Source organism: Pseudomonas sp. VMV1, assembly GCF_056790235.1.
Genome location: NZ_JBXGSE010000002.1, coordinates 592493 through 618242, shown reverse-complemented (window position 1 = coordinate 618242; position 25750 = coordinate 592493). Strand labels below are relative to the sequence as shown.

Here is a 25750-nt window from a genome sequence, read left to right as displayed (position 1 = left end):
CGTTTTTTGATCAAGGCGCCTCCTGAGCGCCCGCCGAGGTTAGCCCATGTCCATCCAAACGTCCGCCCCCAAGGTCGGTTTCGTCAGCCTCGGCTGCCCCAAGGCCACCGTCGATTCCGAACGCATCCTCACCCAGCTGCGCATGGAAGGCTACGAGATCGTACCGACCTATGAAGACGCCGACGTAGTGGTGGTCAACACCTGTGGCTTCATCGACAGTGCCAAGGCCGAGTCCCTGGATGCCATTGGCGAGGCCATCGCCGAGAACGGCAAGGTGATCGTCACCGGGTGCATGGGTGTGGACGAGGGTAATATCCGCGGCGTCCACCCCAGTGTGCTGGCAGTGACCGGTCCGCAGCAGTACGAGCAGGTGGTCAGCGCCGTGCACGAGGTGGTGCCGCCACAGCTGGAGCACAATCCACTGATCGATCTGGTGCCGCCCCAAGGCATCAAGCTGACCCCGCGCCACTACGCCTACCTGAAGATTTCCGAAGGCTGCAACCACAGCTGCAGCTTCTGCATCATCCCCTCCATGCGCGGCAAGCTGGTCAGCCGCCCGGTGGGCGATGTGCTGTCCGAGGCCGAGCGGCTGGTCAAGGCGGGCGTGAAGGAGCTGCTAGTGATTTCCCAGGACACCAGCGCCTACGGCGTCGACCTCAAGTACCGGCTGGACTTCTGGAACGGCCAGCCGGTCAAGACGCGCATGCTGGAACTCTGCGAGGCGCTGTCGGGCATGGGGGTCTGGGTGCGCCTGCATTATGTCTACCCCTACCCCAATGTCGACGACGTCATCCCGCTGATGGCCGCCGGCAAGCTGCTGCCCTACCTGGACATCCCCTTCCAGCACGCCAGCCCCAAGGTGCTCAAGTCCATGAAGCGGCCGGCCTTCGAGGACAAGACCCTGGCGCGCATCAAGCGCTGGCGGGAGATCTGCCCGGAGCTGACCATCCGCTCCACCTTCATCGTCGGCTTTCCCGGCGAGACCGAGGAAGACTTCCAGTACCTGCTGGATTGGCTGACCGAAGCCCAGCTGGATCGCGTCGGCTGCTTCCAGTATTCGCCCGTTGAGGGCGCACCGGCCAACGAGCTGGGCCTGGAGCCTGTTCCGGACGAGATCAAGCAGGATCGTTGGGAACGCTTCATGGCGCATCAGCAGGCCATTTCCGCGGCGCGGCTACAACTCAAGGTAGGTCGTGAGATTGAGGTGCTGATCGACGAAGTGGATGACCAGGGCGCGATCGGCCGCTCCTATGCCGATGCCCCGGAAATCGACGGCAACGTCTATGTCGACAGCGCGACTCCGCTCAAGCCGGGCGACAAGGTCTGGGTGCGGGTCACCGACGCCGATGAATACGATCTCTGGGCGGAAGTGATCTAATCCTGCAAGCGGTGAGTGCCGGGCACATGGGCATGCCCGGCCGCACTGCAACTGGCGGTGGTCGATGACGGCGCCGCCGGCTGGCCGAGTTCGCGCAGGATCCCGCAGCGATCTCCCTCGCCTTCCCCCTGGCACTGGCGCCTCAGGGTCACCAGTTGCTCGCGTAGCTGATCCAGCTCGCGGATGCGCACCTCGACATGGTGCAGATGAGCACCGATCAGGGCATCCACCTGGGCACAGCCGGGTTCGCTGGTATCGCGCAGGGCCAGCAACGCGCGTATCTCTTCCAGGGTCATGTCGAGAGAGCGGCAATGACGTACGAAAAGCAGTCGCTCGACGTGGCTCTCGTCGTAACTACGGTAATTGCTGCTGCTGCGGGCGGCAGGACTCAGCAGGCCCTCACGCTCATAGTATCTGATGGTCTCGACCGCGCAGTCGGTACGCTTGGCCAATTCGCCGATCTTCATCGCCCCCACCTCAACGCTCTGTCAGCCATACAGACTGCCGCGCCAGAGGCTCTGGAGCAAGGTTTATCGGCGCAGGAGGGAGGTGCTGGCTAGGGAGCGTCAGTGGGCGGCGGATGGAGCCGGCCGCGACGGCGGGGCGGTGGAGAAAAGCCGACGCCCCGGCGATGAGTGGATCGCCAGGGCGTCGTAACAGCGACCAACCTAGTTGGCGTTGTTCTGGTAGAGCGCGGAGGCGCGCGCCGGATGTTCCGACTGGAACTGGGTCTGGGAATTGGCGCGAATGGACTTGCTGGACACATCACGGCTGGCAGCCGATGCGGTGCCTGACAGTAGACCCAGGAACAGAACGGTAACGATGGCTTGGACGCCTAGGACTTTCATAGCGAATACCTCTTGGTTGTGCTGTTTCAATAGACACAGCGTACCTCTAGTACCAATCCGCTAAAAAGTAGCCTTTTAGAGAGTGATCATTACCTAAAAGGCAAATATCGTAGGAGAACTCTTGCCACTCTCCGGTCGTCTCTTGCCTGATTGTCCAGCGGCTAGCGCAGCTCTACCAGATGCTTTTTCAGCCCCATGGCGTCATCAGCACCCAGGCTGGTCATGTGGAAGAAGCCATAGTCCTCCAGATAGCTCCAGTGACTCAGGGGCCCCTTGCTCGCCTTGCCATGCCGACACTCCAGCGCCTTGGCTCGTCCGCTCAAGGACGCCAGTACCTGGCGGGCCTCGCCCTCGGCTACCACCTTGCAGGACACCTGGATCTCCCGCTGCTCGCGACCCTGCAGATTGCCGGTCAGGGTCTGCTGCGCCTGATAACCGACCTGACTGCCCACGGCCAGTGCCCGCCAGTCACCATTGAACGTCAGGTGTGTCAGGCTGGCCGATTCTTCGACCGGCAACCCACCGTTGTCGACCTCCGTACGCCGCACCAGATCGATCAGGCCACGCCAGCTGAGCGCATCCATCCGTGCTGCCTTGCCCTGTGCAGTGAACCTGAACAGGCCTGGCAAGGGGCCGGCACTGACCTGCAGGGCCTGGCGATAGGGATGAGACTGGCCGGCGTAGCGACTCTCGCCCTCCTCCACTACGGTCTGAATGGCGGCACGGGGCGCGGGTAGCGCCAGCGCCTGGAGGGCCTGCAATGGCTGAGGCTGGGCCACAGGCAACTCGGTCGGAGATGCCATGGTCGAGCCTGGGGCCGCGGCGGCCGGAGTGGTCGCCACCGCAGGCATTCGCGGTGCGGCCAGCAGAGCGTCACGATGATCGCATACGGCTTCCAGCACATGCCGACGTTCGACCGGAGCGGTGGTGAAGGTCTCCTGGGTCAACCTGGCCGGTTCGCTATCGGTGATGCGACCGCTGTCATCGAGGCCATAGCGCGCCAGCAGGAGGTAGCGGCGCGCCGTGCAATCCGCGGCCAGGGATTCACGCCACTGGCGCACGGGGGCGCTGTAGCGCGGCGTCTTGACCGTAACGCCCAGTTGCTGCCCGCGCCAAAAACGACGGACGCCTTGACCGTCCACCAGGCTGTTGCGGTCGATGACCAGGGTATCGCCACCGGCGGAACTGGCCAGGACGCGCCAATCCGTGTTCGCCGGCTGGGCGCAAAGTGCCGCGATATCGGCACGCTGCCTCAGCGCGGCGCTCTTGGCGGTGCTCAGGGGCAGCGGTGCGGCATAGGCATTCACCTGCCCTGGATAGACTCGCTGGGCGCCATCGAGATAGAGCAGCTCCGCCTGGTCGGCGGCGCAGTCCAGAGCGACCAGCGCCGACCCCTCTTCCGGCAAAGCCAGCGCGAATTGGAGCCGAGAGCCGTCTCGTAGCACGCTTTCTGGCATGAGAGGACGAGTGAAGAGGTCTTCGGCCTGGGGAGCAGGCTCGGTCGACTGCTGCTGAAGGGTGCAGCCGGCCAGGATCGATAGCAGGCAGAGGGCGGAAAGACGACTGGGAATCATGGATCCTCTCGGCAGCAAATCGCGATGGATATCGCGAACAACGAACTGGACCTGAACGAAATGCGTCTGGTGCGGATCAATAAGGGAAGCATGTCGTTTGGCATGACCTCCCCCGTTCCCACAACACGAGGTGCATTTATGAATACCGATCAGATCATAGGCAATGCCAAGGACGCTACCGGCAAGGTCCAGGATAGCTTTGGTGCCGCCACCGGCAACACCGACTGGCAAGCCGAAGGCAAGTCCCGTCAGCTAGAGGGCAAACTGCAAGAGCAGTATGGCCAGGCTGTCGATTGCGCACGCAACGTGACTGCCGACAAACCCTTTACCGCACTGGCCGTGGCCGGTGGCATCGGTTTCGTCCTCGGCGTACTGCTGTCGCGCTCCTGATCGGAGACGCGGGGCTGGCCGTGATGCCAGCCCCAAAACAAAAAGGCCTGCTCAGACAGGCCTTTTTGTTTTGGGGCTTTTCACTGATTGAGGGTGAGGAGATGCTTGCGTACCGTCTCCACGATGTCGCCGATATTGAAGGGCTTCTGGAAGACGGCGTCGAACAGCTCGGAACTCTCCTGCGCCAGATGCGCCTGGGCGCCGCTCATCAGGATGATTGGAAGGTGCTGCAGGCCCTGACGTTCACGTAGCGCTTCTGCGAGCTCGCGGCCATTCATCACCGGCATCATGAAATCGGTGATGACCAGCGACGGTAGTTCGCGATCGAATACGTCTAGCGCTCGGCGGCCGTTGCTCGCCTTGACCACCATGTAGCCTTCGTCTTCAAGAGCGAAGGCCAGGATGTCCGCTATCAGAAATTCGTCATCGACTACCAGTATCGTCGTCATGTGGAAGCTCTCCCAGCCGACGCGATCATGGTTGTATTGAGGGCATGGCTGAACCTGAAAGCACCTTCACCATGTCTTTGAACGCCTTTTTCAGTTCGATTCCCGAGTCATCTATCACCATCTCGCGTAGCGAGGGGTCATAAAGGCTATCCCGCACCTTGAGGATGGACAGGACCCTTTTGATCTCTGCCTCAGCCTCGACGAATCGCAGCAAGATCAGATTGTCCACCATGCTCGAAAGTTCGGGGGCCGGCGCTGCTATATCCGCGCCAAACACGTCCCGTAATTCCCAGGTGGCTAGAACTGTGACGCCCTGGGTACGCAGCTCGTTCAGTAATGCGCTGAAGTATTCGATGAGCCGCCCCTGGGGCAGGGCGAAGCGGGCGATGGCGCCCAGACTGTCGATCACCAGCCGCTTGATGCCATGCTGCTTGACCAGCGCGAGCAGCTTCAGACCTACCTCATCAAGGCGCAATTCGGTCGTGGGCTGCCAGTGCATATGCAGCGCGCCCTCGTCGATACGGCCGGCCAGATCGAGCCCTAGGGCATTGGCCTTGAGCTGCAGCCGCTCCGGCGGCTCATAGAAGCTGAACATCAGACCGGGTGCCTCGGGCGTGCAGGCGGCCAGGAAGTTCAGGCAGATGGACGTCTTGCCGGCCCCCGAAGGCCCCATGAGCAGCGTGGTCGAACTTTCCGGCAACCCGTTTTCGATCATCGCATCCAGCGAGGCCACGCCGCTGGTCACCCGCTGGTGACCGACGCGGTAGGTTGCCCCGGCCGAGGGATCTCGATACAGGGTTTCCAGCCGTGGAAACACCGTGATGCCGGCATTGGAGATGGTGAATTCGTGAAAACCCGACAGGGCTCCGCTACCGCGGGTCTTGCGCAGCGCCATACGGCGGATACTGCGACTGCCGATGTCCTCTTCGTGCAGATCCAGCACGCCATCGACCATGGTGTGTTCCGGACTGCCGTCTTCGAGGCGAGCGCTGGTGAGAAAGATCACCGTACAGCCGGCGAAGGCCGCGTGCCCCTGCAGTTCGGCGATGAACTTCTTGGTGTCGATGGGCGTTTCCGCGCGCGAGCGGGCATTGAGCAGGCCGTCCACCACCAGCAGACTGGCCTTCTGCCGGCTGATTTCTCGCCGCAAGAGCCGCACGACCTCATCCAGCCCTTCGCCTTCCATGGTATCGAAGGCACTCAGGTACTGGACCTGATCCCCGATGCAGGAACGATCGAAGAAATCCAGTGTGGAAAAGAACTGGAACATCCGCTCGTGAGTTTCCGACAGCATGGTCGCGAACAGCACCCGGCCACCGCCACGCACATGATTGAAGGCGATCTGATTGGCCATGATCGATTTGCCGGAACCCGGACGACCCTGGATGACATAGGACGCACCTGCAACCAGGCCTCCTTTCAAGATCTCATCCAGCCCCTGGATACCGGTTACGACGCGCTCGAGTCGATTCAAGAACGATGCCTCAAACTAATGATGTGTCTGGGACGCCTTTGGACAGGCGCCCGGTGCTTCGCAGGCAAGAGGGTATAAGCCTGGTGCGCAAATAGCCAGCTAGAGCGCGCGCGTTCAGCCGCGTTTGCGAATCAGGCCTTCCTGGGCCACCGAGGCCACCAGCTGGCCCGCGCGGTTGTAGATGCTGCCGCGGCACAGGCCACGCGCGCCGCCCGCCCAGGGGCTGTCGATGGCGTAGAGCAGCCAGTCGTCCAGGCGGAAATCGCGATGAAACCAGACCGCGTGGTCGAGACTGGCGATCTGCAGGGAGCGATCCCAGAAACTGGTGCCATGGGGCAGCAGCGAACTGGGCAGCAGATTGAAGTCCGATGCATAGGCCAGCAGGTAGCGGTGCAACGCTGGCTTATCCGGCAGATCGCCAGTGGCGCGGAACCAGACGTGGCGGACCGGCTCGGTGGGTTCCGGCTTGAAGGGGTCGGTAAAGACCACTGGGCGCATCTCGATAGGTCGTGGTCCCAGTAGCTTGTCGCGCAGCGGAGCCGGAATCAGCTCGGCATAGCGCTGGGCGTGGGCGATCTCCGATTGCAGGGTCTCGGGCGCGGGCACCTCGGGCATGGAGGTCTGATGCTCGAAACCCGGCTCCTCTATATGGAAGGAGGCGCTGCAGAAGAAGATGGGTTGCTCATCCTGAAAGGCGGTGACCCGGCGCGTGGAGAAGCTGCCACCGTCGCGGATGCGATCCACCTGATAGGTCACCGCTTCCACCGCCGAGCCCGCGCGCAAGAAATAACCATGCAGGGAATGCACGCGGCGCTCCGCCGGGACGGTCTGACTGGCCGCCGACAGGGCCTGCCCCAGTACCTGGCCACCAAAGAGCTGGGGAAAGCCAAGGTCCTGACTGCCGCCGCGATACAGGTCGGGAGCCAGGGAGTCGAGGCTCAGGAGATCGACCAGGTTGTCCAGCACCTTGCTCATGGGTAGGGTTCCTTGACAGAGAGTGGCCATCATACGCAAAACCGGTCAAATCCTGTGCGTTCGCCGTGCATCTGCCCACGTTACTCATCGTATGACGACAATTGGTGGAGCTTGTGGCTGCAATAGCGGTCACAATGACGTATTCGCTGTTCGCTCGCAGGCTTCCTCTCCATGACCGAAACCTCAACCGCTTCGTCTCCTGCACCCTCCGCGCCTCAGATTGCGGAGCTGGGCAAGCGTCTCGGGCACAACGACGTCTTCTTCGCCGCCGTGAAGAAGACGCGTATGCCGATGATCGTGACGGACCCGCATCAGCCGGACAATCCGATCATCTTCGCCAACGAGGCCTTCTTGCGCACCACCGGCTACGAGCTGGATGAAGTGATGGGCCGCAATTGCCGTTTCCTGCAGGGGCCCGATACCCGTCCGGAACACATCGCCGAAATCCGCAACGCCCTGCGCGAACACCGCGATTGCAACGTCGAGTTGCTGAACTATCGCAAGGATGGCACCACCTTCTGGAATGCCCTCTTCATATCGCCGGTCCTCGACGCGGAAGGCACGCTCATCTACTACTTTGCCTCGCAATTGGATGTGTCCCGCCGCCGCGATGCCGAGGACGCCTTGCGCCAGTCGCAGAAGATGGAGGCGCTGGGCCAACTCACAGGCGGTATCGCCCACGATTTCAACAACCTGCTGCAGGTGATGGTCGGCTACCTGGACATCCTGCGAATCAATCTGAATCGTCCCGAATTGGACCGCGACAAGGCCAAGCGGCATGTCGACAACACCCGCGATGCGGTGAATCGAGCCGCGACCCTGACGCAGCAGTTGCTGGCCTTCGCCCGCAAGCAGCGCCTGACCGGGCGTGCGGTGGACCTGAACAAGCTCATCGAAGCCGGCCAGGGACGTTTCTCGCAGGCGTTGGGCGCCCCCTTCCGCTTCATCTTCCGTCCCGCCCACAGTCTGTGGAATTGTCGCCTCGATCCAATCCAGCTGGAAACAGCGCTGCTCAACATCATCGACAACGCCCGCCTGGCCATGGTGGAGCGTGGTACTGGCACCCTGACTCTGGAAACCCTCAATGTAGAGGTCAATGGGCAGGATCTGGCCCATGGTGGACTTTCCCAGGGACACTATGTCTGCATCGCCCTCACCGACACCGGATGTGGCATGTCCACCGATGTGCTCGGGCGTGCGCTGGATCCCTTCTTCACCACCCGTGACGAGGGCCAGGGCAGCGGCCTGGGCCTGTCCATGGTCTATGGCTTTCTCAAGCAGTCGGGCGGTCTGGTCCGGCTCTATTCCGAAGTTGGGATAGGAACTTCAGTACGTCTCTACTTCCCGGTCTCGGAGGAGGAGGCGCGCGAGCATGCGGCACCGCTCCCTAGCCTGCACGAGGATGGCGGTGGCTCCGAAACGATTCTGGTGGTGGACGACCGCCCGGACGTGGCAGCCCTGGCCCAGGCCATCCTGGAAGAAACTGGCTATCAGGTGCTGGTCGCGCACAACGGGCAACAGGCTCTGGATATCCTCGCCCGTGAGCCTTCCATCGATCTACTGTTCAGTGATCTGATCATGCCCGGCGGTATGAACGGTGTCATGCTGGCCAAGGAGGCGCAAAAGCGGCAACCGCACCTGCGTATCCTGCTCACCACCGGCTATGCCAACAATGCCCTGGACGTCGAGGAAGGCAATGGCGAGCGCTTTCCCATCCTCAACAAGCCCTATGGTCGCCAGGATCTGACCCGTTGGATTCGCCGCATGCTGGACGCCGAGCAGCCATGAGTGACGAAGCCCTGGAGCGCGAGCCAGCCAGCTGTGACGCCGGGCAGGATGGCCCGGTGGATCTCCAGAGCTTCCTGGCCTGTCTCGAACGGGTGGGCAACAGTCCCGAGCAGGTGTCGGTCCAGCATCTGATCGATGCCATCGGCAGTCGCTCCTTCGGCCCCATGATCCTCTTGCCAGGTGTGCTGGCGATTTCGCCGCTGACCGGCATTCCCGGCATCGCCACCGCCATCGCCGTCTTCGTGATGCTGGTGAGTGCCCAGTTGCTGCTGGGACGCGACCATTTCTGGCTGCCGCGCTGGGTCCTGCAGCGCAATGTTTCGCGCGGCAAGCTGCGCAAATCGCTGCGGCTGCTGCAGAAGCCGGCGCGGTGGGTGGACAAGGTGGTCAGGTCACGCCTGCGGGTGCTCACCTCGCGACCGGCGCACTTCGTCACTGCCCTGCTCTGCATCCTCATCGCCGCGACCATGCCGGTGCTGGATCTGGTGCCCTTCGCCAACACCACGGCCGGGCTGGCCCTGACCTCCTTCGCCCTGTCGCTGATCGCCCGCGACGGGCTGCTATTCCTCCTGGCACTGGGCTTCTGCACCGGGATCATCTGGTTCATCCTGGAGCTGTTGGTGTTTTGAGCGCCCGTCTGCCGCTGGTCTATCACGAGGACTACAGTCCGCCCTTCCCCGCCAGCCATCGCTTTCCGATGGATAAATTTCGCCTGCTGCACGAGCACCTGAGCGCGACCGGCATACTGGGCGCGGACAATTGGCAGCGCCCCGAGCCATGCCCAGACGCGCTGCTGGCCCTGGCACACGCGCCCGACTACATTCAGGCCTTCCAAGCCGGCGAACTGGCACCACCGCTGCAGCGCCAGCTGGGCCTGCCCTGGAGCGAAGCCCTGGTGCGCCGCACCGTCCGCGCGGTGGGCGGCTCCTTGCTCACCCTGGAATTGGCGCTGCGCCATGGCCTAGCCTGCCACCTCGCCGGCGGCACCCACCATGCCCACCATGACTATCCGGCCGGCTTCTGCATCTTCAATGACCTGGCGATCCTGGCGTTGTCACTGCTGGAAAGCGGTCGCGCCGGGCGGGTACTGATCCTGGATTGCGACGTCCACCAGGGCGATGGCACGGCGCGCATTCTCGCCGAGGTCCCTGACGCTATCACCGTCTCGCTGCACTGCGCCACCAACTATCCGGCACGCAAGGCGCAAAGCGACTGGGATATCCCGTTGCCACGCGGCCTGGACGACGCTGGCTATCTGCGGGTCCTCGACGACGCCCTGGGCTATCTGCTGCCCCTCCACCAGCCCGACGTGGTGCTCTACGACGCCGGGGTGGATGTGCATCGCGACGATGCCCTGGGGTATCTGGCGCTCACCGACGCCGGCCTCGCGGCTCGTGATGGCCTGGTCTTGCGACGCTGCCTGGCGGCGGATATACCGGTGGCAGGGGTGATCGGCGGCGGCTACTCGGCCGATCGCACCGCCCTGGCCCGCCGCCACGGGATCCTGCACCACACGGCGACCCAGGTCTGGCATGAGCTGGGCCTGAACTGAACGGGAGTTTTCATGAGCAAGACCGCCAAGACATCTGAATCCAGCCAGGCACGCCTGGCCGTGCTGATCGACGCTGACAACGCACCCGCCGCCATCGTCGACGGGCTCATGGCCGAGATCGCCCGCTTCGGCGTGGCCAGCGTCAAGCGCATCTATGGCGACTGGACCCAGCCGCAACTGAACAGCTGGAAGAAGGTGCTGCTCGACCATTCCATCCAGCCGGTGCAGCAATTCGGCTACACCAAGGGCAAGAACGCTACCGACAGCGCCCTGATCATCGACGCCATGGACCTGCTCTACACCCGGCGCTTCGATGGTTTCTGCCTGGTCTCCAGCGACAGCGACTTCACCCGCCTGGCCGCGCGACTGCGCGAGGAAGGGCTGACGGTCTATGGCTTCGGCGAGGAGAAGACGCCGGATCCCTTCGTCTCGGCGTGCGACAGATTCATCTACACCGAGATTCTCAGGTCCAAGCCACGCGAGGAGAATCGCGAGACGACGCCTGCCGACAAGCCCGCCAGCAGCAACCGCGGCAAGCCCAAGTTGAGCGCCATCCTCAAGCTCATCGAACAGGCGGTGGAAGATGCCTCCGACGAAGGCGGCTGGGCGAATTTGGGGCTGGTCGGTACCAACTTGGGCAAGGTGCGTCCGGACTTCGATGCCCGCCTCTATGGGCATCGCAAGTTCAGCGGTCTGGTAAAGGCCCATGGCGATCGATTCGAGGTTCAGGAACGGGATCCCGCCGATGGCAGCGCCGGCAAGGCCGTCTACATCCGCAACCGTTGACGCCGTCCCGCTTGCCCGGCTCTGGACCGGGCAATGGCAGCGAAAGCCGGTGATCGGTCGCCATCAAGGTGCCATACCATCGGTCTGACGTTGCGGAACCGCTCGGCTGGCGGCGGCCTCCACCTCTAGGTAAACGCTACCCAACGGAGACCGCCATGCGAGCCTTGACCTACCACGGTGCCCACGATGTCCGTGTCGATACCGTACCTGATCCGACCATCCAGGATGCCGACGACATCGTCCTGCGGGTAACCGCCACGGCCATCTGCGGCTCGGACCTGCACCTGTATCGCGGCAAGATTCCCACGGTCGAGCATGGCGATATCTTCGGCCACGAATTCATGGGCGTCGTCGAGGAAACCGGACCAGCCGTCACCGCGGTCCAGAAAGGCGACCGGGTAGTGATTCCCTTCGTCATCGCCTGCGGCAGCTGCTTCTTCTGCAACCAGGATCTCTACGCGGCCTGCGAGACCACCAATACCGGGCGCGGCGCCATTCTCAACAAGAAGCAGATCCCGCCGGGCGCGGCGCTGTTCGGATTCAGCCATCTCTACGGTGGCGTACCGGGCGGCCAGGCCGAATACGTGCGCGTACCCAAGGCCAATACCGGCCCCTTCAAGGTGCCCGGCACCCTCGCTGACGAAAAGGTACTGTTCCTTTCCGATATCCTGCCCACCGCCTGGCAGGCCGTGCTCAACACCGGCATCGGCCAGGGTTCGAGCATCGCCATCTATGGCGCCGGACCGGTCGGCCTGCTGTCGGCCGCCTGCGCGCGGATGCTGGGTGCCGACCGTATCTTCATGGTCGACCACCACCCCTACCGCCTGGCCTATGCCCAGCAGACCTATGGCGTCATCCCGATCAATTTCGACGAGGACGACGATCCAGCGGCCACCATCATCGAGCAGACGCCCGGCAAGCGGGGCGTGGACGGAGTCGTGGATGCCGTGGGCTTCGAGGCCAAGGGCAGCACCACCGAGACCATTCTCGCCAACCTCAAGCTGGAAGGCAGCAGTGGCAAGGCCCTGCGCCAGTGCATCGCGGCCGTACGACGCGGTGGCACCGTGAGTGTCCCCGGGGTCTATGCCGGCTTCATCCATGGCTTCCTGTTCGGCGACGCCTTCGACAAGGGCCTGACCTTCAAGATGGGCCAGACGCATGTCCAGCGCTATCTGCCGGAGCTGCTCGAACACATCGAGCGCGGCGATCTCGCCCCTGAGGCAATCATTACCCACCGGATGTCCCTGGAGCAGGCGGTCGAAGGCTACAAGATCTTCGACAAGAAGCAGGAAGACTGTCGCAAGGTGATCCTCACGCCTGGCCGGACCGAGCCACTGGTGCCCGAGCGCCTGGAAGAGCCCTTGGCAGCGCCACTGGGCCAAGCCGGCGTGGTCTAAGAGCCTAGCACCTCGCGTACAATGGCGGCCTTTCCGTAGTCCCCTGGATGCCGCCATGCCGCTCTCCCCTTCCACCCCTGCCGTCGCTGTCATCGGGGGTGGCCCCGCCGGTCTGATGGCGGCCGAGACCCTGGCCGCAGCCGGCATGCCTGTCGACCTCTTCGATGCCATGCCCTCTGTCGGCCGCAAGTTCCTGCTGGCAGGCGTGGGCGGTATGAACATCACCCATGCTGAAGAGCAGGCATCGTTCCGTCAGCGATACCGTGAGCGCGAAAGCCAGGTAGGCGTCTGGCTCGACACCTTCGACAGCGAAGCCTTGCGCGCCTGGATACATGAGCTGGGCATCGAGACCTTCGTCGGCACCTCGGGGCGGGTGTTTCCCGCCGACATGAAGGCCGCGCCGCTGCTGCGCGCCTGGCTACATCGCCTGCGTGACCAAGGGGTGCGGATCCATACCCGCAGCCGTTGGCTCGGCTGGGACACCGAAGGCCGGCTACGCCTCGCCACTCCAGAAGGTGAACGGCTGTTGCAACCACAAGCCTGTGTGTTGGCATTGGGCGGCGGCAGCTGGCCACGCCTGGGCTCGGATGGCGCCTGGCAAACCCTGCTGGCCTCGCGCGGCATCGAATTGCGCCCACTGGAACCGGCCAACTGCGGTTTCGAGGTAAAGGGCTGGAGCGATTTTCTCAAGACCCGCCATGCCGGCGCGCCGATCAAGCCCGCCGCCCTGGCCTTGCCCGGCCGGCCAGCGCGCCAGGGCGAATTCGTCCTGACCGATACCGGGATCGAAGGCAGCCTGGTCTACGCGCTAGCTGCCGAGATCCGTACGGCCATCGACCGCGACGGCCAGGCAACCCTGAGCCTGGATCTGGCACCCCAGCGCAACCTGGCCGAACTGGACCGGGCCCTTTGCAGACCCCGTGGCAGCCAGTCCCTTGCCAACCATCTGCGGCGCCATGCCGGAATCGACGGCGCCCGAGCCGCCCTGCTTCGCGAGCTGGCTCCGGCCGAGGCCTTCCAGGACATGACCCGGCTGGCCCAGGCCTGCAAGGCCGTGCCCCTCACCGTGGTCCGACCGCGCCCCCTGGCGGAAGCCATCAGCAGCGCTGGCGGCGTGCCCCTGGAGGCGCTGGACGACGGCCTGATGCTCCGGCAACTGCCGGGGGTCTTCTGTGCCGGCGAGATGCTTGATTGGGAATCTCCCACGGGCGGCTATCTGCTCACCGCCTGCTTCGCCAGTGGTCGGGCAGCGGGCCAGGGCGTGTTGCGCTGGCTGGCCGGCCGCTAGCGTCAGGCCGGGCGCTCGACGAACTCGGTGGCTGGGGAGCCATTGGCATTGTGCTGGCGGATCACCGCCGGGCGCCCTTCCTCATCCAGTAGCACCTGACCGATACCGGCCCCGTTCCACAGGCGCTCGCCAGCCTCACGACGGTCCGGTAGACGCGGCTGCAACTCCCAGCGCCGTCGCTTGGTGAAGCCGTTGAGGGGCGACCAGGGCGCATAGAGCCAGCGATTGAGCCTGTCCAGGGTCGCCAGCAGACGCGGCGGAAACTCGTTCTTGATACCGCTACTGGTGATCTGCCACAGCCGTGGCTCGCCGCGCCTGTCGCGAATACGGATGTCGTAGGCAAAGGAATAGTGGACATCGCCGGAGAGCACCACATAGTTGCCCGGGGTACGGCGATGGCGAAAGATATTGAGCATGGTCTTGGCGGCACCGGGGTGGGCCATCCAGTTCTCGGCATCCACCATCAGCGGCTGGCCGAACCAGGTGAAGATCCGCTGCACCGCCTCGATCAGCTTGACGCCGAACATGGGCGCGGCCGAGACGATCACCGCCGAGGGATGATCCAGCAGCTCCTGCTGCAGCTCGCACAGGGCCTCCCAGTCCATCAGCCCCGAGGGGTGCCCCAGACGCCGCTCGCTGCGCCAGCGGCGGGTACGGGTGTCCAGCACGATCAGCGGCGGTTCGGTCTTGAGCACATAGTGCCAGCCCTGGAAACGCAAGAGGTCGTCGATGCAGGCATTCTGCGTCTGGCAATCCAGCCAGCCGTCTTCGGCGGCCGTGGCCAGTAGTCGATCGGCCGCCGCCAGGGGTTCGGCCACCGACTCGGGCGCGTTGCCCCAGGCCTGGCAGAGGAGATAGGCCAGCAGGGCATTGCCGATGATCCGGCGGGAGAACGGATGACCATAGGCGGTCTCTTCCCAGCGCGCCGATAGATTCCAGTCGTCGGTGACATCGTGATCATCGAAGATCATCAAGGTCGGCACTCCGGCCAGGGCCCGCGCCGCCTGGGGCAGCGTCGCGACGAAAGCCCTTATGCACTCCGATTCGGCCGCGTACCGCTCGCGGTCCTTGTCGTCGAGCACGGGTGGCACGACCTCGATCAGGGTCCAGGGCGTCGGCGACCAGCTGAGCAGGTACAGCGCCAGCACCTCGCTCAGGGTCACCAGATGATTGTGGGCATTGGTGGAGGTGAAGATCGGCTTTTCCACCCCACCGAAGAAGCGCTCGCGCAGCGCCCGATTGGACTTGAAGGCCGGCAGCAGGTCTTCGCGGTGATAGAGGTTGGCGGCATGGGCCATCAGCGCATCGCTGTCCGCCACCACGGCGCCTTCGAGACATTCGCCATAAAGGCCGAGGCGCCGGATCAGCGCCTGTACGGCCAGCAGCATGGGGCCGGCCACGTCGTCGGCATAGACCTGGTCGCCGGTGAGCAGCAGCGCCGCCGGCCGCTCCTCGGGCGCCGCACAGTCCTGCAGCAGGCGATCGACCGCGACCAAGCCATCGGCCGAGGAATGATGGGGCTTGCGACAGGAACCATGGAGCAGATGATCGAAGCGGGCGCGCAGCACCAGGCGTGGCAGGTCGCCGTTGGCCGAGAGCAGATGCGGCGCCCAGTCGCGGATCCCGCCCGCGCTCAATTGCAGGTCGTATTGGATGAAGGTATCCAGCGGCAGCTCGATCTCGGGCCTGACGTCCAGCAACTGCAGATAGGCCTGCTCGCCCAGGCGCAGGCACTGGACCTCGCTCTGTATCCCCCACACGGCCTCACCCTGCCAAAGCCGCGGCACAGGTGGCTCGGCGGTGGTGGTCACCAGCCAGAGCAGCAACCGGGACGACTCGACCCGGCGCAACAGCGGACCGGCCAGTACCGGGGGCAAGGCAGAGGTATCGCTCATGGGCTCTCCTGTGGACGCAGAACTGACCACTATGCCGCGTCCGGATTCAGCCCGCAGCCGCCGCTTGGCTACAAAGTTTGAGCGCGCATCACAGTCAGCCTAGAATTCGCTCCCTTTTCGTCGCCATCCGGGCCTGTCATGACCTTTGCCGACCTCGGCCTCATCGATCCGCTGCTGCAGGCGCTCGCTGCGCTGGAGCACAGCTCCCCCACTCCCATCCAGCGCCAGGCCATCCCGGCGGTGCTGGCCGGACGCGATCTGCTGGCCGCGGCCCAGACCGGTACCGGCAAGACCGGCGCCTTCGGGCTGCCGCTCTTGCAGCGACTGGTGCAGGAAGGTCCGGCGGTGGCGCCCAACCATATCCGTGCGCTGATCCTCACACCTACCCGCGAACTGGCCGAGCAGGTCCATGCCAGCCTGCATGACTATGCCCGGCACCTGCCGCTGCGCACCGCGGTGGCCTATGGCGGCGTGAGCATCAATCCGCAGATGATGAAACTGCGCAAGGGTGTCGATGTGCTGGTGGCGACCCCGGGTCGCCTGCTCGACCTGTTCAGCCAGAACGCCGTGCGCTTCGATCAGGTGCAGCTGCTGGTGCTGGATGAAGCCGATCGCATGCTCGACCTCGGCTTTTCCCGCCAACTGGGCGAGCTGTTCGTCATGCTGCCGCGCAAGCGCCAGACCCTGCTGTTCTCGGCGACCTTCTCCGACGCCGTGCGCCAGCTGGCCGCCCCGGTGCTGCGCGATCCCCAGACCATCGACGTCAGCCCGCGCAATACGGCTGCCGTGACCGTCAAGCAGTGGGTCGTGCCGGTGGACAAGAAGCGCAAGACCGAACTCTTCCTGCACCTCTATCGCAGCGGTCCTCGCCAGCAGGTGCTGGTGTTCGCCAAGACGCGCAAGGGCGTGGAACAACTGGTGGAGGTGCTGCAGGCCGAAGGCCTGGCGGCGGAATCCATCCATGGTGACAAGCCCCAGCCGGCGCGGCTGCGCGCCCTCGCTCGCTTCAAGGCTGGCGAGGCGGACATCCTGGTCGCCACCGACGTGGCCGCCCGCGGCCTGGACATCCAGGACCTGCCCCTGGTGGTCAACCTGGACCTGCCCATCGTCGCCGAGGATTACGTGCACCGCATTGGCCGGACCGGCCGCGCGGGCAACCAGGGCCAGGCGGTTTCGCTGGTCTGCGCCGACGAGGTGGACCAGTTGGCGGCAATCGAGACCCTCATCGGCCAGGTCCTGCCGCGCCGCGACGAACCGGACTTCATCCCCGATCACCGTGTTCCGGAAACCCGGCCCAACGGGCTGGTGGTGAAAAAGCCCAAGAAGCCGAAGAAGCCCAAGGTCGGCGCACCGGTGTCCGACAAGCCGCTGGGGCGCTGGGTGGAAGATGGCAAGCCCAAGGTCAAGTCGGTACGCAAGTCACCCGGCTTCGGCAAGGCGCGCAAGAAGCCCTGAGGATTGGGGTGGTGGAAAAGGCTGCGCCGTTGTCCACCCTATGGGATTGACGGTGGAGCGGCGGTAGAGGGTGATCGCGGCCATGGGCCGCTCCTACAAGAGAATCCGTACCGATAGCCTGGAAAACCGCGCAGCGTTTTCCAGGGACGGGATCGAAGTGTCTTGCACCGGGTGAAGGAGGCGGAGCCGTCATTCACCCGGCCATGACTCCTACTCCGCCAGGCGCCAGGTCGTACCGCCCTTGCCGTCTTCCAGCACCACGCCCAGAGCGGTGAGCTGGTCGCGGATACGGTCGGATTCCGCCCAGTTCTTTTCGGCACGCGCGCTCAGGCGCGCCTGGATCAGTGCCTCGACCTCGGCCGCATCCACCCGGCCCGCCGCATCGGCGCGCAGGAAGGCTTCCGGCTCCAGCTGCAGCACACCCAGCACATCAGCCAGCTCGCGCAGACGCCCGGCCAGACCGGCCGCGGCGGCGGGATCGCTCTCGCGCAGGCGATTGATCTCACGCGCCAGTTCGAACAGCACGCCGCAGGCACCGGCGGTGTTGAAGTCGTCGTCCATGCACTGGGCGAAGCGCTCGGCGTAGCTTTCGCCGCCTTGCGCCGGAGCCTGGGGCAAACCCTTGAGCGAGTGGTAGAAGCGCTCCAGGGCGCCCTTGGCTTCGCGTAGGTTGTCTTCCGAGTAATTGATCGGGCTGCGGTAGTGGCTGGCGATCAGAAGGTAGCGCACCACTTCCGGGTGATACTTCTCCAGCACCTCGCGCAGGGTGAAGAAGTTGCCCAGGGACTTGGACATCTTCTCGCCATTGATGGTGATCATCCCGCAGTGCAGCCAGGCGTTGGCGTAGGGCTTGCCAGTGGCCGCCTCGCTCTGGGCGATCTCGTTCTCGTGGTGCGGGAATTCCAGGTCGTTGCCGCCACCGTGGATGTCGAAGGTGTCGCCCAGGCAGCAGGTGGACATCACCGAGCACTCGATGTGCCAGCCCGGACGCCCGGTGCCCCAGGGCGACGGCCAGCTCGGCTCACCCGGCTTGGCGGCCTTCCACAGGACGAAGTCCAGGGGATCTTCCTTGGCCTCGCCCGGCTCGATGCGAGCGCCGATGCGCAGGTCCTCGACGCGCCGCCGCGACAGCTTGCCGTAGCCGGCGAAGCGGTTGACCCGGTAGTAGACGTCACCGTTACCCGGGGCATAGGCATAGCCCTTGTCGATCAGGGTCTGGATCATGGCGTGCATGCCATCGATGTGATCGGTGGCGCGCGGCTCCTGGTCCGGCTTCTTGATATTCAGCCGTGCCTCGTCCTCGTGCATCGCCTCGATCATCCGCGCCACCAGGTCGGTGAAGGGCTCATCGTTGGCGTTGGCGCGGTTGATGATCTTGTCGTCGATGTCGGTGATATTGCGCACATAGGTCAGCTCATAGCCGCTATGGCGCAACCAGCGCGTGATGACGTCGAAGGCCACCATGCTGCGACCATGACCCAGGTGGCAGTAGTCGTAGACGGTCATGCCGCAGACGTACATGCGCACCTGCCCCGGTACCAGCGGCGTGAAGGCTTCCTTGGTCTTGGTCAGGGTGTTGTAGAGGTGCAGCGCCATCATTGCCCCCAGGAATCGCGCAGGGTCACGGTACGGTTGAACACCGGCTTGCCCGGCGCCGAATCCTTCAGATCGACGCAGAAGTAGCCTTCGCGCTCGAACTGGAAGCGGTCTTCCGGCTGAGCCTGGGCCAGCGACGGCTCGGCACGGCAGCCCTTGAGCACCACCAGGGAATCAGGATTGATGTTGTCGAGGAAGCTGCCGCCCTCCTCGCTCTTCTCCGGCTGCGCCGAACGGAACAGGCGATCGTAGAGGCGCACCTCGCACTCCACGCTGCCCTCGGCCGGCACCCAGTGGATCACGCCCTTGACCTTGCGCCCTTCCGGGTTCTTGCCCAGGGTGTCCGGATCGTAGCTGCAACGCAGCTCGACCACGTTGCCGTCGGCATCCTTGATGGCCTCGTCGGCGCGGATCACGTAGCTGCCGCGCAGGCGCACCTCGCCACCCGGCTCCAGGCGCTTGTAGCCCTTGGGCGGATTCTCTTCGTAGTCACCCTGGTCGATGTACAGCTCGCGGGCAAAGGGCAGCTGACGCAGCCCCAGATCCTGCTTGGGATGCCGCGCCAGCTCCAGGTTTTCCACCTGGCCCTCAGGGTAGTTGGTGATCACCACCTTGAGCGGCTTGAGCACGCACATGGCACGCGGCGCGTTCTGGTCCAGGTCCTCGCGAATGGCGAATTCCAGCATGGCCACGTCGACCACGCCATTGGAGCGGGTCACGCCGATCATCTCGCAGAAGTTGCGGATGGCGGCCGGGGTGTAGCCACGACGGCGATAGCCCGACAGGGTCGACATGCGCGGATCGTCCCAACCCTGCACATGGGCCTCGTCCACCAGTTGCTTGAGCTTGCGCTTGCTGGTGACGGTGTAGTTCAGGTTGAGGCGGGCGAATTCGTACTGGCGCGGCTGGGCCGGCACCGGCAGCTTGGCCAGGAACCACTCGTACAGCGGACGATGGTCCTCAAACTCCAGGGTGCAGATGGAGTGGGTCACGCCTTCCAGGGCATCGGACTGACCATGAGTGAAGTCATAGCTCGGGTAGATGCACCAGGCGTCACCGGTCTGGTGGTGATGGGCGTGGCGGATGCGATAGAGGATGGGATCGCGCAGGTTCATGTTGGGCGAGGCCATGTCGATCTTACCGCGCAGCACCTTTTCGCCGTCCTTGAACTCGCCGGCCTTCATGCGGGCGAAGAGGTCCAGGTTCTCGGCCACCGAGCGGTCGCGGAAAGGACTGTTGCGACCCGGCTCGGTGAGGCTGCCGCGGTATTCGCGAGCCTGCTCGGGCGTCAGGTCGCAGACATAGGCCAGGCCCTGCTCGATCAGGTTCACCGCCCAGGCATAGAGCTGGTCGAAATAGGCGGAGGCGTAGCGCACCTCGCCGGCCCAGTCGAAGCCCAGCCAGTGCACGTCGCTCTTGATGGCGTCGATGTATTCCTGGTCTTCCTTGGCCGGGTTGGTGTCGTCGAAGCGCAGATGGCAGTCGCCGCCGAATTCCTTGGCCAGGCCGAAGTTCACGCAGATCGACTTGGCGTGGCCGATGTGCAGGTAGCCATTGGGCTCGGGGGGAAAGCGGGTGACGATCTTGGCCTGCTTGCCGGCGTCCAGGTCAGCCTGGACGATCTGCCGCAGGAAATGCGCGGGGGCGGCTTTGGCGGCGGTGGACGAGTCGGAAGTCGGCTTGCTCATGGGATCCTTAACTGGGCAGGCGCACGGCCAGGGTAGGCCGAGCAAAGGTAAACCCGTATCATAGCCCAACCCGTCAAGTCCCGGCGAAACCCTTGAGGCCCTCGCCGGGTCTGGATGCTGTCCCCCTTAGCTACGGATTCGCTGCCATGATCAAGCTGCACACCAACCACGGCGTCATCACCTTGGAACTGTTCGAGGACAAGGCGCCTGAAACCGCGGCCAACTTCAAGGAATACGTCAAGAGCGGTCACTACGACGGCACCATCTTCCACCGTGTGATCAGCAACTTCATGGTCCAGGGCGGTGGTTTCGAGCCGGGCATGAAGCAGAAGCCGACCCGCGCCCCGATCAAGAACGAGGCCAACAACGGCGTTTCCAACGAGATCGGCACCGTCGCCATGGCTCGTACCATGGATCCGCATTCCGCCTCGGCGCAGTTCTTCATCAACGTGTCCGACAACACCTTCCTCAACCACACCGCGCCTACCAGCCAGGGCTGGGGCTATGCAGTGTTCGGCAAGGTCGTCGAGGGCATGGACGTGGTCAACGCCATCAAGGCCGTCGCCACCACCAGCAAGGCCGGTCACCAGGACGTGCCGAGCGAAGACGTGATCATCGAGAAGGCCGAGATCGTCGAGTGATTTTACTGGTCTCAGACCTGCATCTCGAACCGCAACGCCCGGACCTGGTCCGGGCGTTTTTGCATTTCCTCCAGAACCGCGCCCGCGGTGCCGAGGCGCTGTACATCCTTGGGGATCTGTTCGAGGCCTGGATCGGCGATGACGCCATGGGTCCCTTCGAGCAGGAGATCGCCACCGCCCTGCGCCAGCTGGCGGACAGCGGCACGGCCGTCTACCTGATGCATGGCAATCGCGACTTCCTCATCGGCAAGGCCTTCTGCCGCCAGGCCGGCTGCCGCCTGCTGCCGGATCGCCATATCGCCGACTTCCACGGCCGCCGGGTGCTGCTGATGCATGGTGATACCCTCTGCACCCGTGACGAGGGCTACCAGAAGCTGCGCCGCATCCTGCGCAACCCCCTCACCCTCTTCGTACTGCGCCACCTGCCGCTGGCCAGCCGCCAGAAGCTGGCGCGCAAGCTGCGCAGCGAGAGTCGCCAGCAGACCCGGGCCAAGGCCATGGACATCACCGATGTCACCGAGGCCGAGGTCGAGCGAGAGATGCGCGCTGCCCAGGTGACGACGCTGATCCACGGCCATACCCACAGACCCGCTCGCCATGAGCTGCTGCTCGATGGCCAGCCGGCCGAGCGCATCGTGCTGGGGGACTGGGACCGCCGAGGCTGGGTGCTGGAAGCCAGCGAAGCGGGCCTGACCCAGGTCGATTTCGCTCTCGACGAACGGTAATGGCGCGGCCAGGCATGCCTGGCTTTCTTGCAGCAATTACCTGATCAGCAAAGCAATTTTGCTTGGCTACCCGGTCGCGGCCACTCCGGCTGCGACCGATCGTCACATGACCGCTACAGAAATCTGCGCAGGCGACCGATGACGAGGGTGTAAGGAGATGTAACCCTTTTCGCGGAGACGCCCATGCAACTCGATACCCTCTTTGCCCAGCTGCACAACCTGCCCAACGCCCCCGAAGTGGCGCAGGTCCTGATCCAGCAGTTCGACGACCCCAACACCAGCATCGAAACCCTGTCGCGCACCGTGGCGCGTGACCCGGTCATTGCCGCCAAGGTACTGCGCCTGGCCAACTCGGCGCGTTTCCGTGGCGCCCGCGAATCTACCAGTATCGAAGACGCTGCCCTGCGCCTGGGCTTCAACACCCTGCGCACCCTGGTGCTGGCCTCGGCCTTCGCCAGCGGCTTCAAGGCCGCGCCTGGCTTCGACCTGCAGGCCTTCTGGTACAACAGTTTTCTGGTCGCCAGCCTGTGCAAGCCACTGGCCAAGCAGGCCGGCCTGGACCAGGAAACCGCCTTCACTTGCGGCATGCTGCATGACATTGGCGAATTGCTGATCCAGAGCGGCGCGCCCGAACTGGCACCGAGCCTGGCCGGTCGCGCGACCGCCAGCAGCCACCGCGCCGCCGACGAGACTCTGCAACTGGGCTTCGGCTATCCGGAAGTCGGTGCGGAACTGGCCCGCCGCTGGCAGCTGCCCCAGGTACTGCGCGACGCCATCGCCTTCCAGGCGCGTCCGCTGCAGGCGCCCGAGGGCAAGGGCTATGCACTGATCGTGGCCCAGGCAGTGGCCGTGGCCGAGGTCCTTCACGAGAACGCCGGTGACAGCAAGGTGCAGGACCTGGGCGGCCCGCTGTTCGCCAGCATCGACCTGGAACAGCTCACCGCCGTACTGCCAAGCGCCCGGGATACCGCGGCAAGCTTCAGTCAGGCCGCCTGAATTCCTGGCGCCTGGCCGAATCGCAGGCAAGAAAAAACCCCTGGAGCTTGGCTCTCAGGGGTTCTCTCAGATCTGGCGGTGAGGGAGGGATTCGAACCCTCGATAAGATTTCTCCTATACACACTTTCCAGGCGTGCTCCTTCAACCGCTCGGACACCTCACCAGATTTGCTCGGCATCTGCATCTGCATCACCGAGGCGCGCAACTATAGGCAAAGACGATTTCGATGGCAAGCTTTTTCTTCAATCTATTCATGCATTTGCACGACGCACTGGCGCGAGGGGTCGTAAGCACCGTTCACAGGATGACCGGCCGGTCGCTGTTGCTAGCCCGCCCGCCTGTCAGGCGTCCGACCAATGGTAGCGTCGTAACCAATTCACTAATCGCCTGAAAGCAAAGGAGAAATATTGCAAGACGACACTTTTGATAACCAGTTGGTCGTTACCTGCCACAAAACTGAAATTTATGTTCTATAGCTACTGGATAGTGCTTAAGTCCGCGGGAATCAGTAGCTACATGCCGCTGTTGCGCAAGCGCTACGCGCTGAAGACGTAAAGGCTCTAAACAGCTAACAATAAAGGCCCCGAGTCATGTTCAAGAATCCCGTCCCCAAGTGGCGTCAGGCGAGCTTCGTATTTATCGTTACCACCGTGGTGTTGGTCATACCCAACCTCTCGCGGTTCTTTGGCTGATCTCCCAGGACCACCGTTCGCAGGCGCGTCCCTTCGCCCAGCCCTTGCATGAGGCCTGGACGCCGGGTTCATTGCATCCCCGAAGCGCCGGCTACTGACCTGCATCCGAATGAATCGTGGCTGGACCATCGGTACCAGCGGCAGCCCTAACGGCACGTCGCTGCGGATGACAAGAAGACAGCGCGCCGCGCACGCCATCGCTAGCAGGCAATAGAGCATTGGCTTGCCTTACCTGTTCACACCGATCTGGCGAGCAGACCTATCGTGGACGACACCTGTGCCATTGCCGTAAGGCTGCTCTATGGCAGCGCAACAGACGAAGGTGGCCCCTGGCCGCCTCCGCGTCTGTTGCAGGCACCTTTGATCATTGCTGTTGCTGCACCTGCTGCAGCGGCTCGACCAGCACCCTGGCTTCCATCTGCTCTACCCCACCACCTCGGCGCATGCCCCGTACCGGACAGGCATCGAGGTAGTCCAGGCCTATGGCCAGGCGCAGGTGGCGCTCCGGCCGGATCAGGCGATTGGTGACGTCATAGCTGTACCAGGCACCTTCATGCCAGGCTTCGGCCCAGGCATGGCTGGAGAGGTGCGCGCTGTCGTCGGTGCATAGATAGCCGGACACGTAGCGCGCCGGAATGCCCAGACTGCGGGCGCAGGCCAGGAAGGCATGGGCATGGTCCTGGCAGACGCCAGCGCCCTTGGCGAAAGCCTGGGCGGCGTTGCCATCCACCTCGGTGGAGCCAGGTAGATAGGTCATGCGCTCGTGTAGCCGCTCCATGAGCTGGATCAGCGTGGCGCGATCCCGGCGACCGTCGCAGATGTCACGGGCGAAGGCCGTCAGGGCCTCGTCGGCGTCCGTCAGGCGGGTCTGACGCAGGAAGGGAAAGGGTGAGGCCTGGCAGGGCTCGGATTCGAAGCCCTCGTCGATTTCCACCTGACCACTGGCGGTGATAGTGATGGCGTCATGCGGGGTGTCCAGGGTCAGGACATGCAGGATGTTGCCGAAGGGATCGCGCTGTGCCCGCGCCGGGCGCGGCAACGACAGTTCCCAGCCGAGGATTCGCTGACGCGCGTCATCCTGGGGCGTGAGCCGCAGGTACTGGATGCTGGCGCGAACCTGATCGGCGTAGCGATACAGCGTTTCGTGATGGATCGCGAGCCTCATACGGCCTCCAGATAAGCGGTGTTGATGGCGCTGGCGAGCTGGCGGACATGGACGATGAAGCCGCCGATCCAGGCATGCAGCCCTTCGTCCAGCACCTCGTCGATGCTGGTATAGCGCAGCCGCGCCTCCAGGCCGGCGGCCAGGCGCTTGGCCTCGCGGCCGTTCTCCCCGGGCAGGCTGGCCAGCACCCGGTGCAGTTCGATCACGCAGGCCAGTAGCGAGCGTGGCAGGTCTTCCTGCAACAACAGCAACTCGGCACCGTTGCGCACATTGAGGGCATCGCGATAGAGCTCGGTGTAGGCCTCGAAGGCGCTCAGGGCGCGCAAGAGCGCACTCCACTGATAGAAGCCGCGGGCGGAGGCGTCGCTGATGGCTTCGGCCTCCTCCTCGCCCAGTACCTGGTAGCGGGCGTCGAGCATGCGCAGGGTGTTGTCAGCGCGCTCGACGAAGGTACCCAGGCGGATGAAACGATAGGCGTCGTTTCTCATGATGGTGCCGACGGTGGCCCCACGGAACAGGTGGGACCGCTCCTTGACCCATTCGCAGAAGCGGCTGATGCCGAAGCGGATCAGGCCGGTGACGGCGATCTCGCGCATCTCCAGCCAGGTAGCGTTGACGTTCTCCCACATGTCGGCGGTGATGCGCCCACGCACTGCGTGAGCATTGCTGCGCGCGGCCTGCAGACAGCAATAGATGCTGCCGGGATTGCGCTCGTCCAGGGCGAAGAAGTGCAGCAGGCGCTCGGGGTGCAGGGCCCCGTGCTTTTCCCGGTAGTCATCCAGGGTGCCGGTGATGAGCAGTGGCATGGCCAATTCATCCAGGCCTCCGCCCTGCCCGCTCTGCGGCATCATCGACAGCGAATAGCTCACGTCCAGCATCCGCGCGAGATTCTCGGCGCGCTCAAGGTTGCGGGACATCCAGTACAGATCGGCAGCGGTACGACTCAACATGGTGGGGTCGCCTTTCAAAGGTCCTTGCGGGGCCGCCGTGGCGGCCAC

The 25750-nt window shown here is 64.1% G+C and carries 23 protein-coding genes and 1 tRNA gene; 12 read left to right on the top strand and 12 right to left on the bottom strand.

What is annotated here, in order from left to right; genetic code table 11:
• The first annotated feature begins 52 nt into the window (after positions 1–52).
• Complete coding sequence (gene rimO, locus ACUCV0_RS08445) at positions 53–1378, top strand: 30S ribosomal protein S12 methylthiotransferase RimO (protein WP_059316908.1); 1326 nt, start codon at positions 53–55, stop codon at positions 1376–1378.
• Here the strand turns inward: rimO and cadR are convergent.
• The 3 genes from cadR to ACUCV0_RS08430 form a co-directional block, all read right to left on the bottom strand.
• On the bottom strand, positions 1375–1845 hold the full coding sequence (gene cadR / locus ACUCV0_RS08440; RefSeq protein ID WP_313647540.1) for a Cd(II)/Pb(II)-responsive transcriptional regulator: 471 nt from the start codon (positions 1843–1845) through the stop codon (positions 1375–1377). The genes rimO and cadR overlap by 4 nt on opposite strands.
• A gap of 201 nt (positions 1846–2046) precedes the next feature.
• Positions 2047–2226, bottom strand: a complete 180-nt coding sequence (locus tag ACUCV0_RS08435; protein ID WP_059315406.1) for a hypothetical protein — start codon at positions 2224–2226, stop codon at positions 2047–2049.
• Between the two features lie 161 nt (positions 2227–2387).
• The gene (locus tag ACUCV0_RS08430; protein WP_482212489.1) at positions 2388–3800 is read right to left on the bottom strand and encodes a hypothetical protein; all 1413 of its coding nucleotides are present in this window, start codon (positions 3798–3800) and stop codon (positions 2388–2390) included.
• Positions 3801–3824: 24 nt separating this feature from the next.
• On the opposite strand from ACUCV0_RS08430, the gene ACUCV0_RS08425 reads away from it, so the two are divergent.
• Complete coding sequence (locus ACUCV0_RS08425; RefSeq protein WP_313647538.1) at positions 3825–4190, top strand: CsbD family protein; 366 nt, start codon at positions 3825–3827, stop codon at positions 4188–4190.
• 80 nt (positions 4191–4270) lie between these two features.
• Here ACUCV0_RS08425 and ACUCV0_RS08420 read toward each other — a convergent pair whose 3' ends face one another.
• The 3 genes from ACUCV0_RS08420 to tesB form a co-directional block, all read right to left on the bottom strand.
• Positions 4271–4639 (bottom strand): response regulator, encoded by a 369-nt coding sequence (locus tag ACUCV0_RS08420; protein WP_059315409.1) that lies wholly within the window; start codon positions 4637–4639, stop codon positions 4271–4273.
• Between the two features lie 25 nt (positions 4640–4664).
• Positions 4665–6113, bottom strand: coding sequence for an ATPase domain-containing protein (locus tag ACUCV0_RS08415; protein ID WP_059315410.1), 1449 nt, complete (start codon positions 6111–6113; stop codon positions 4665–4667).
• Between the two features lie 114 nt (positions 6114–6227).
• Complete coding sequence (gene tesB / locus ACUCV0_RS08410) at positions 6228–7088, bottom strand: acyl-CoA thioesterase II (protein ID WP_482212488.1); 861 nt, start codon at positions 7086–7088, stop codon at positions 6228–6230.
• Positions 7089–7259: 171 nt separating this feature from the next.
• Between tesB and ACUCV0_RS08405 the strand changes: the two genes are divergently transcribed.
• The 6 genes from ACUCV0_RS08405 to ACUCV0_RS08380 all read left to right on the top strand — a co-directional run bounded on the left by ACUCV0_RS08405 (position 7260) and on the right by ACUCV0_RS08380 (position 13899).
• Positions 7260–8876 (top strand): histidine kinase famiy protein, encoded by a 1617-nt coding sequence (locus ACUCV0_RS08405; RefSeq protein ID WP_313647535.1) that lies wholly within the window; start codon positions 7260–7262, stop codon positions 8874–8876.
• On the top strand, positions 8873–9505 hold the full coding sequence (locus tag ACUCV0_RS08400; RefSeq protein WP_313647534.1) for an exopolysaccharide biosynthesis protein: 633 nt from the start codon (positions 8873–8875) through the stop codon (positions 9503–9505). Before ACUCV0_RS08405 ends, ACUCV0_RS08400 begins: the two co-directional genes overlap by 4 nt.
• The gene (locus tag ACUCV0_RS08395) at positions 9502–10428 is read left to right on the top strand and encodes a histone deacetylase family protein (RefSeq protein WP_059315414.1); all 927 of its coding nucleotides are present in this window, start codon (positions 9502–9504) and stop codon (positions 10426–10428) included. The genes ACUCV0_RS08400 and ACUCV0_RS08395 overlap by 4 nt, the downstream gene beginning before the upstream one ends.
• 12 nt (positions 10429–10440) lie before the next feature.
• On the top strand, positions 10441–11214 hold the full coding sequence (locus tag ACUCV0_RS08390) for an NYN domain-containing protein (protein WP_059315415.1): 774 nt from the start codon (positions 10441–10443) through the stop codon (positions 11212–11214).
• Between the two features lie 155 nt (positions 11215–11369).
• Entirely contained in the window at positions 11370–12611 is a 1242-nt protein-coding gene (locus tag ACUCV0_RS08385; RefSeq protein ID WP_059315416.1) for a zinc-dependent alcohol dehydrogenase, read from the top strand.
• 55 nt (positions 12612–12666) lie between these two features.
• The gene (locus ACUCV0_RS08380; RefSeq protein ID WP_482212487.1) at positions 12667–13899 is read left to right on the top strand and encodes a TIGR03862 family flavoprotein; all 1233 of its coding nucleotides are present in this window, start codon (positions 12667–12669) and stop codon (positions 13897–13899) included.
• A gap of 2 nt (positions 13900–13901) precedes the next feature.
• On the opposite strand, the gene ACUCV0_RS08375 is transcribed toward ACUCV0_RS08380, so the two are convergent.
• Positions 13902–15794, bottom strand: coding sequence for an alkaline phosphatase family protein (locus ACUCV0_RS08375; RefSeq protein WP_313647532.1), 1893 nt, complete (start codon positions 15792–15794; stop codon positions 13902–13904).
• Between the two features lie 138 nt (positions 15795–15932).
• Here ACUCV0_RS08375 and rhlE1 point away from each other — a divergent pair, with 138 nt between their 5' ends.
• Positions 15933–17249 carry an RNA helicase RhlE1 gene (gene rhlE1, locus ACUCV0_RS08370; RefSeq protein ID WP_434774518.1) on the top strand — a complete coding sequence of 439 codons (1317 nt, stop codon included), beginning with the start codon at positions 15933–15935 and terminating at the stop codon, positions 17247–17249.
• Positions 17250–17459: 210 nt separating this feature from the next.
• On the opposite strand, the gene cysS is transcribed toward rhlE1, so the two are convergent.
• Positions 17460–18845 carry a cysteine--tRNA ligase gene (gene cysS / locus ACUCV0_RS08365; RefSeq protein ID WP_313647530.1) on the bottom strand — a complete coding sequence of 462 codons (1386 nt, stop codon included), beginning with the start codon at positions 18843–18845 and terminating at the stop codon, positions 17460–17462.
• Positions 18845–20533, bottom strand: coding sequence for a glutamine--tRNA ligase/YqeY domain fusion protein (locus ACUCV0_RS08360; protein WP_313647529.1), 1689 nt, complete (start codon positions 20531–20533; stop codon positions 18845–18847). The genes cysS and ACUCV0_RS08360 overlap by 1 nt, the downstream gene beginning before the upstream one ends.
• Before the next feature lie 146 nt (positions 20534–20679).
• Between ACUCV0_RS08360 and ACUCV0_RS08355 the strand changes: the two genes are divergently transcribed.
• The 3 genes from ACUCV0_RS08355 to ACUCV0_RS08345 all read left to right on the top strand — a co-directional run bounded on the left by ACUCV0_RS08355 (position 20680) and on the right by ACUCV0_RS08345 (position 22895).
• A complete protein-coding gene (locus tag ACUCV0_RS08355; protein WP_059315422.1) occupies positions 20680–21174 on the top strand; it encodes a peptidylprolyl isomerase in 495 nt (164 codons plus the stop codon).
• Positions 21171–21899 carry a UDP-2,3-diacylglucosamine diphosphatase gene (gene lpxH, locus ACUCV0_RS08350; RefSeq protein ID WP_313647528.1) on the top strand — a complete coding sequence of 243 codons (729 nt, stop codon included), beginning with the start codon at positions 21171–21173 and terminating at the stop codon, positions 21897–21899. Before ACUCV0_RS08355 ends, lpxH begins: the two co-directional genes overlap by 4 nt.
• 183 nt (positions 21900–22082) lie before the next feature.
• On the top strand, positions 22083–22895 hold the full coding sequence (locus tag ACUCV0_RS08345; RefSeq protein WP_482212486.1) for an HDOD domain-containing protein: 813 nt from the start codon (positions 22083–22085) through the stop codon (positions 22893–22895).
• A gap of 73 nt (positions 22896–22968) precedes the next feature.
• On the opposite strand, the gene ACUCV0_RS08340 is transcribed toward ACUCV0_RS08345, so the two are convergent.
• The 3 genes from ACUCV0_RS08340 to ACUCV0_RS08330 form a co-directional block, all read right to left on the bottom strand.
• A tRNA-Ser gene (locus ACUCV0_RS08340) sits at positions 22969–23058 on the bottom strand.
• An 893-nt stretch (positions 23059–23951) separates the two neighbouring features.
• Positions 23952–24752, bottom strand: coding sequence for a transglutaminase family protein (locus ACUCV0_RS08335; protein WP_059315425.1), 801 nt, complete (start codon positions 24750–24752; stop codon positions 23952–23954).
• Positions 24749–25702, bottom strand: a complete 954-nt coding sequence (locus tag ACUCV0_RS08330) for an alpha-E domain-containing protein (protein ID WP_059315426.1) — start codon at positions 25700–25702, stop codon at positions 24749–24751. Before ACUCV0_RS08330 ends, ACUCV0_RS08335 begins: the two co-directional genes overlap by 4 nt.
• Positions 25703–25750: the final 48 nt, after the last annotated feature.

Excerpts from the sequence above, each read along its gene's own strand:
- cadR (WP_313647540.1), bottom strand. The coding sequence starts at position 1,845 with ATGAAGATCGGCGAATTGGCCAAGCGTACCGACTGCGCGGTCGAGACC.
- ACUCV0_RS08435 (WP_059315406.1), bottom strand. The coding sequence starts at position 2,226 with ATGAAAGTCCTAGGCGTCCAAGCCATCGTTACCGTTCTGTTCCTGGGT.
- ACUCV0_RS08430 (WP_482212489.1), bottom strand. The coding sequence starts at position 3,800 with ATGATTCCCAGTCGTCTTTCCGCCCTCTGCCTGCTATCGATCCTGGCC.
- ACUCV0_RS08425 (WP_313647538.1), top strand. The coding sequence starts at position 3,825 with ATGGATATCGCGAACAACGAACTGGACCTGAACGAAATGCGTCTGGTG.
- ACUCV0_RS08420 (WP_059315409.1), bottom strand. The coding sequence starts at position 4,639 with ATGACGACGATACTGGTAGTCGATGACGAATTTCTGATAGCGGACATC.
- tesB (WP_482212488.1), bottom strand. The coding sequence starts at position 7,088 with ATGAGCAAGGTGCTGGACAACCTGGTCGATCTCCTGAGCCTCGACTCC.
- ACUCV0_RS08405 (WP_313647535.1), top strand. The coding sequence starts at position 7,260 with ATGACCGAAACCTCAACCGCTTCGTCTCCTGCACCCTCCGCGCCTCAG.
- ACUCV0_RS08400 (WP_313647534.1), top strand. The coding sequence starts at position 8,873 with ATGAGTGACGAAGCCCTGGAGCGCGAGCCAGCCAGCTGTGACGCCGGG.
- ACUCV0_RS08390 (WP_059315415.1), top strand. The coding sequence starts at position 10,441 with ATGAGCAAGACCGCCAAGACATCTGAATCCAGCCAGGCACGCCTGGCC.
- ACUCV0_RS08385 (WP_059315416.1), top strand. The coding sequence starts at position 11,370 with ATGCGAGCCTTGACCTACCACGGTGCCCACGATGTCCGTGTCGATACC.
- ACUCV0_RS08380 (WP_482212487.1), top strand. The coding sequence starts at position 12,667 with ATGCCGCTCTCCCCTTCCACCCCTGCCGTCGCTGTCATCGGGGGTGGC.
- ACUCV0_RS08375 (WP_313647532.1), bottom strand. The coding sequence starts at position 15,794 with ATGAGCGATACCTCTGCCTTGCCCCCGGTACTGGCCGGTCCGCTGTTG.
- rhlE1 (WP_434774518.1), top strand. The coding sequence starts at position 15,933 with ATGACCTTTGCCGACCTCGGCCTCATCGATCCGCTGCTGCAGGCGCTC.
- cysS (WP_313647530.1), bottom strand. The coding sequence starts at position 18,845 with ATGGCGCTGCACCTCTACAACACCCTGACCAAGACCAAGGAAGCCTTC.
- ACUCV0_RS08360 (WP_313647529.1), bottom strand. The coding sequence starts at position 20,533 with ATGAGCAAGCCGACTTCCGACTCGTCCACCGCCGCCAAAGCCGCCCCC.
- ACUCV0_RS08355 (WP_059315422.1), top strand. The coding sequence starts at position 20,680 with ATGATCAAGCTGCACACCAACCACGGCGTCATCACCTTGGAACTGTTC.
- ACUCV0_RS08345 (WP_482212486.1), top strand. The coding sequence starts at position 22,083 with ATGCAACTCGATACCCTCTTTGCCCAGCTGCACAACCTGCCCAACGCC.
- ACUCV0_RS08335 (WP_059315425.1), bottom strand. The coding sequence starts at position 24,752 with ATGAGGCTCGCGATCCATCACGAAACGCTGTATCGCTACGCCGATCAG.
- ACUCV0_RS08330 (WP_059315426.1), bottom strand. The coding sequence starts at position 25,702 with ATGTTGAGTCGTACCGCTGCCGATCTGTACTGGATGTCCCGCAACCTT.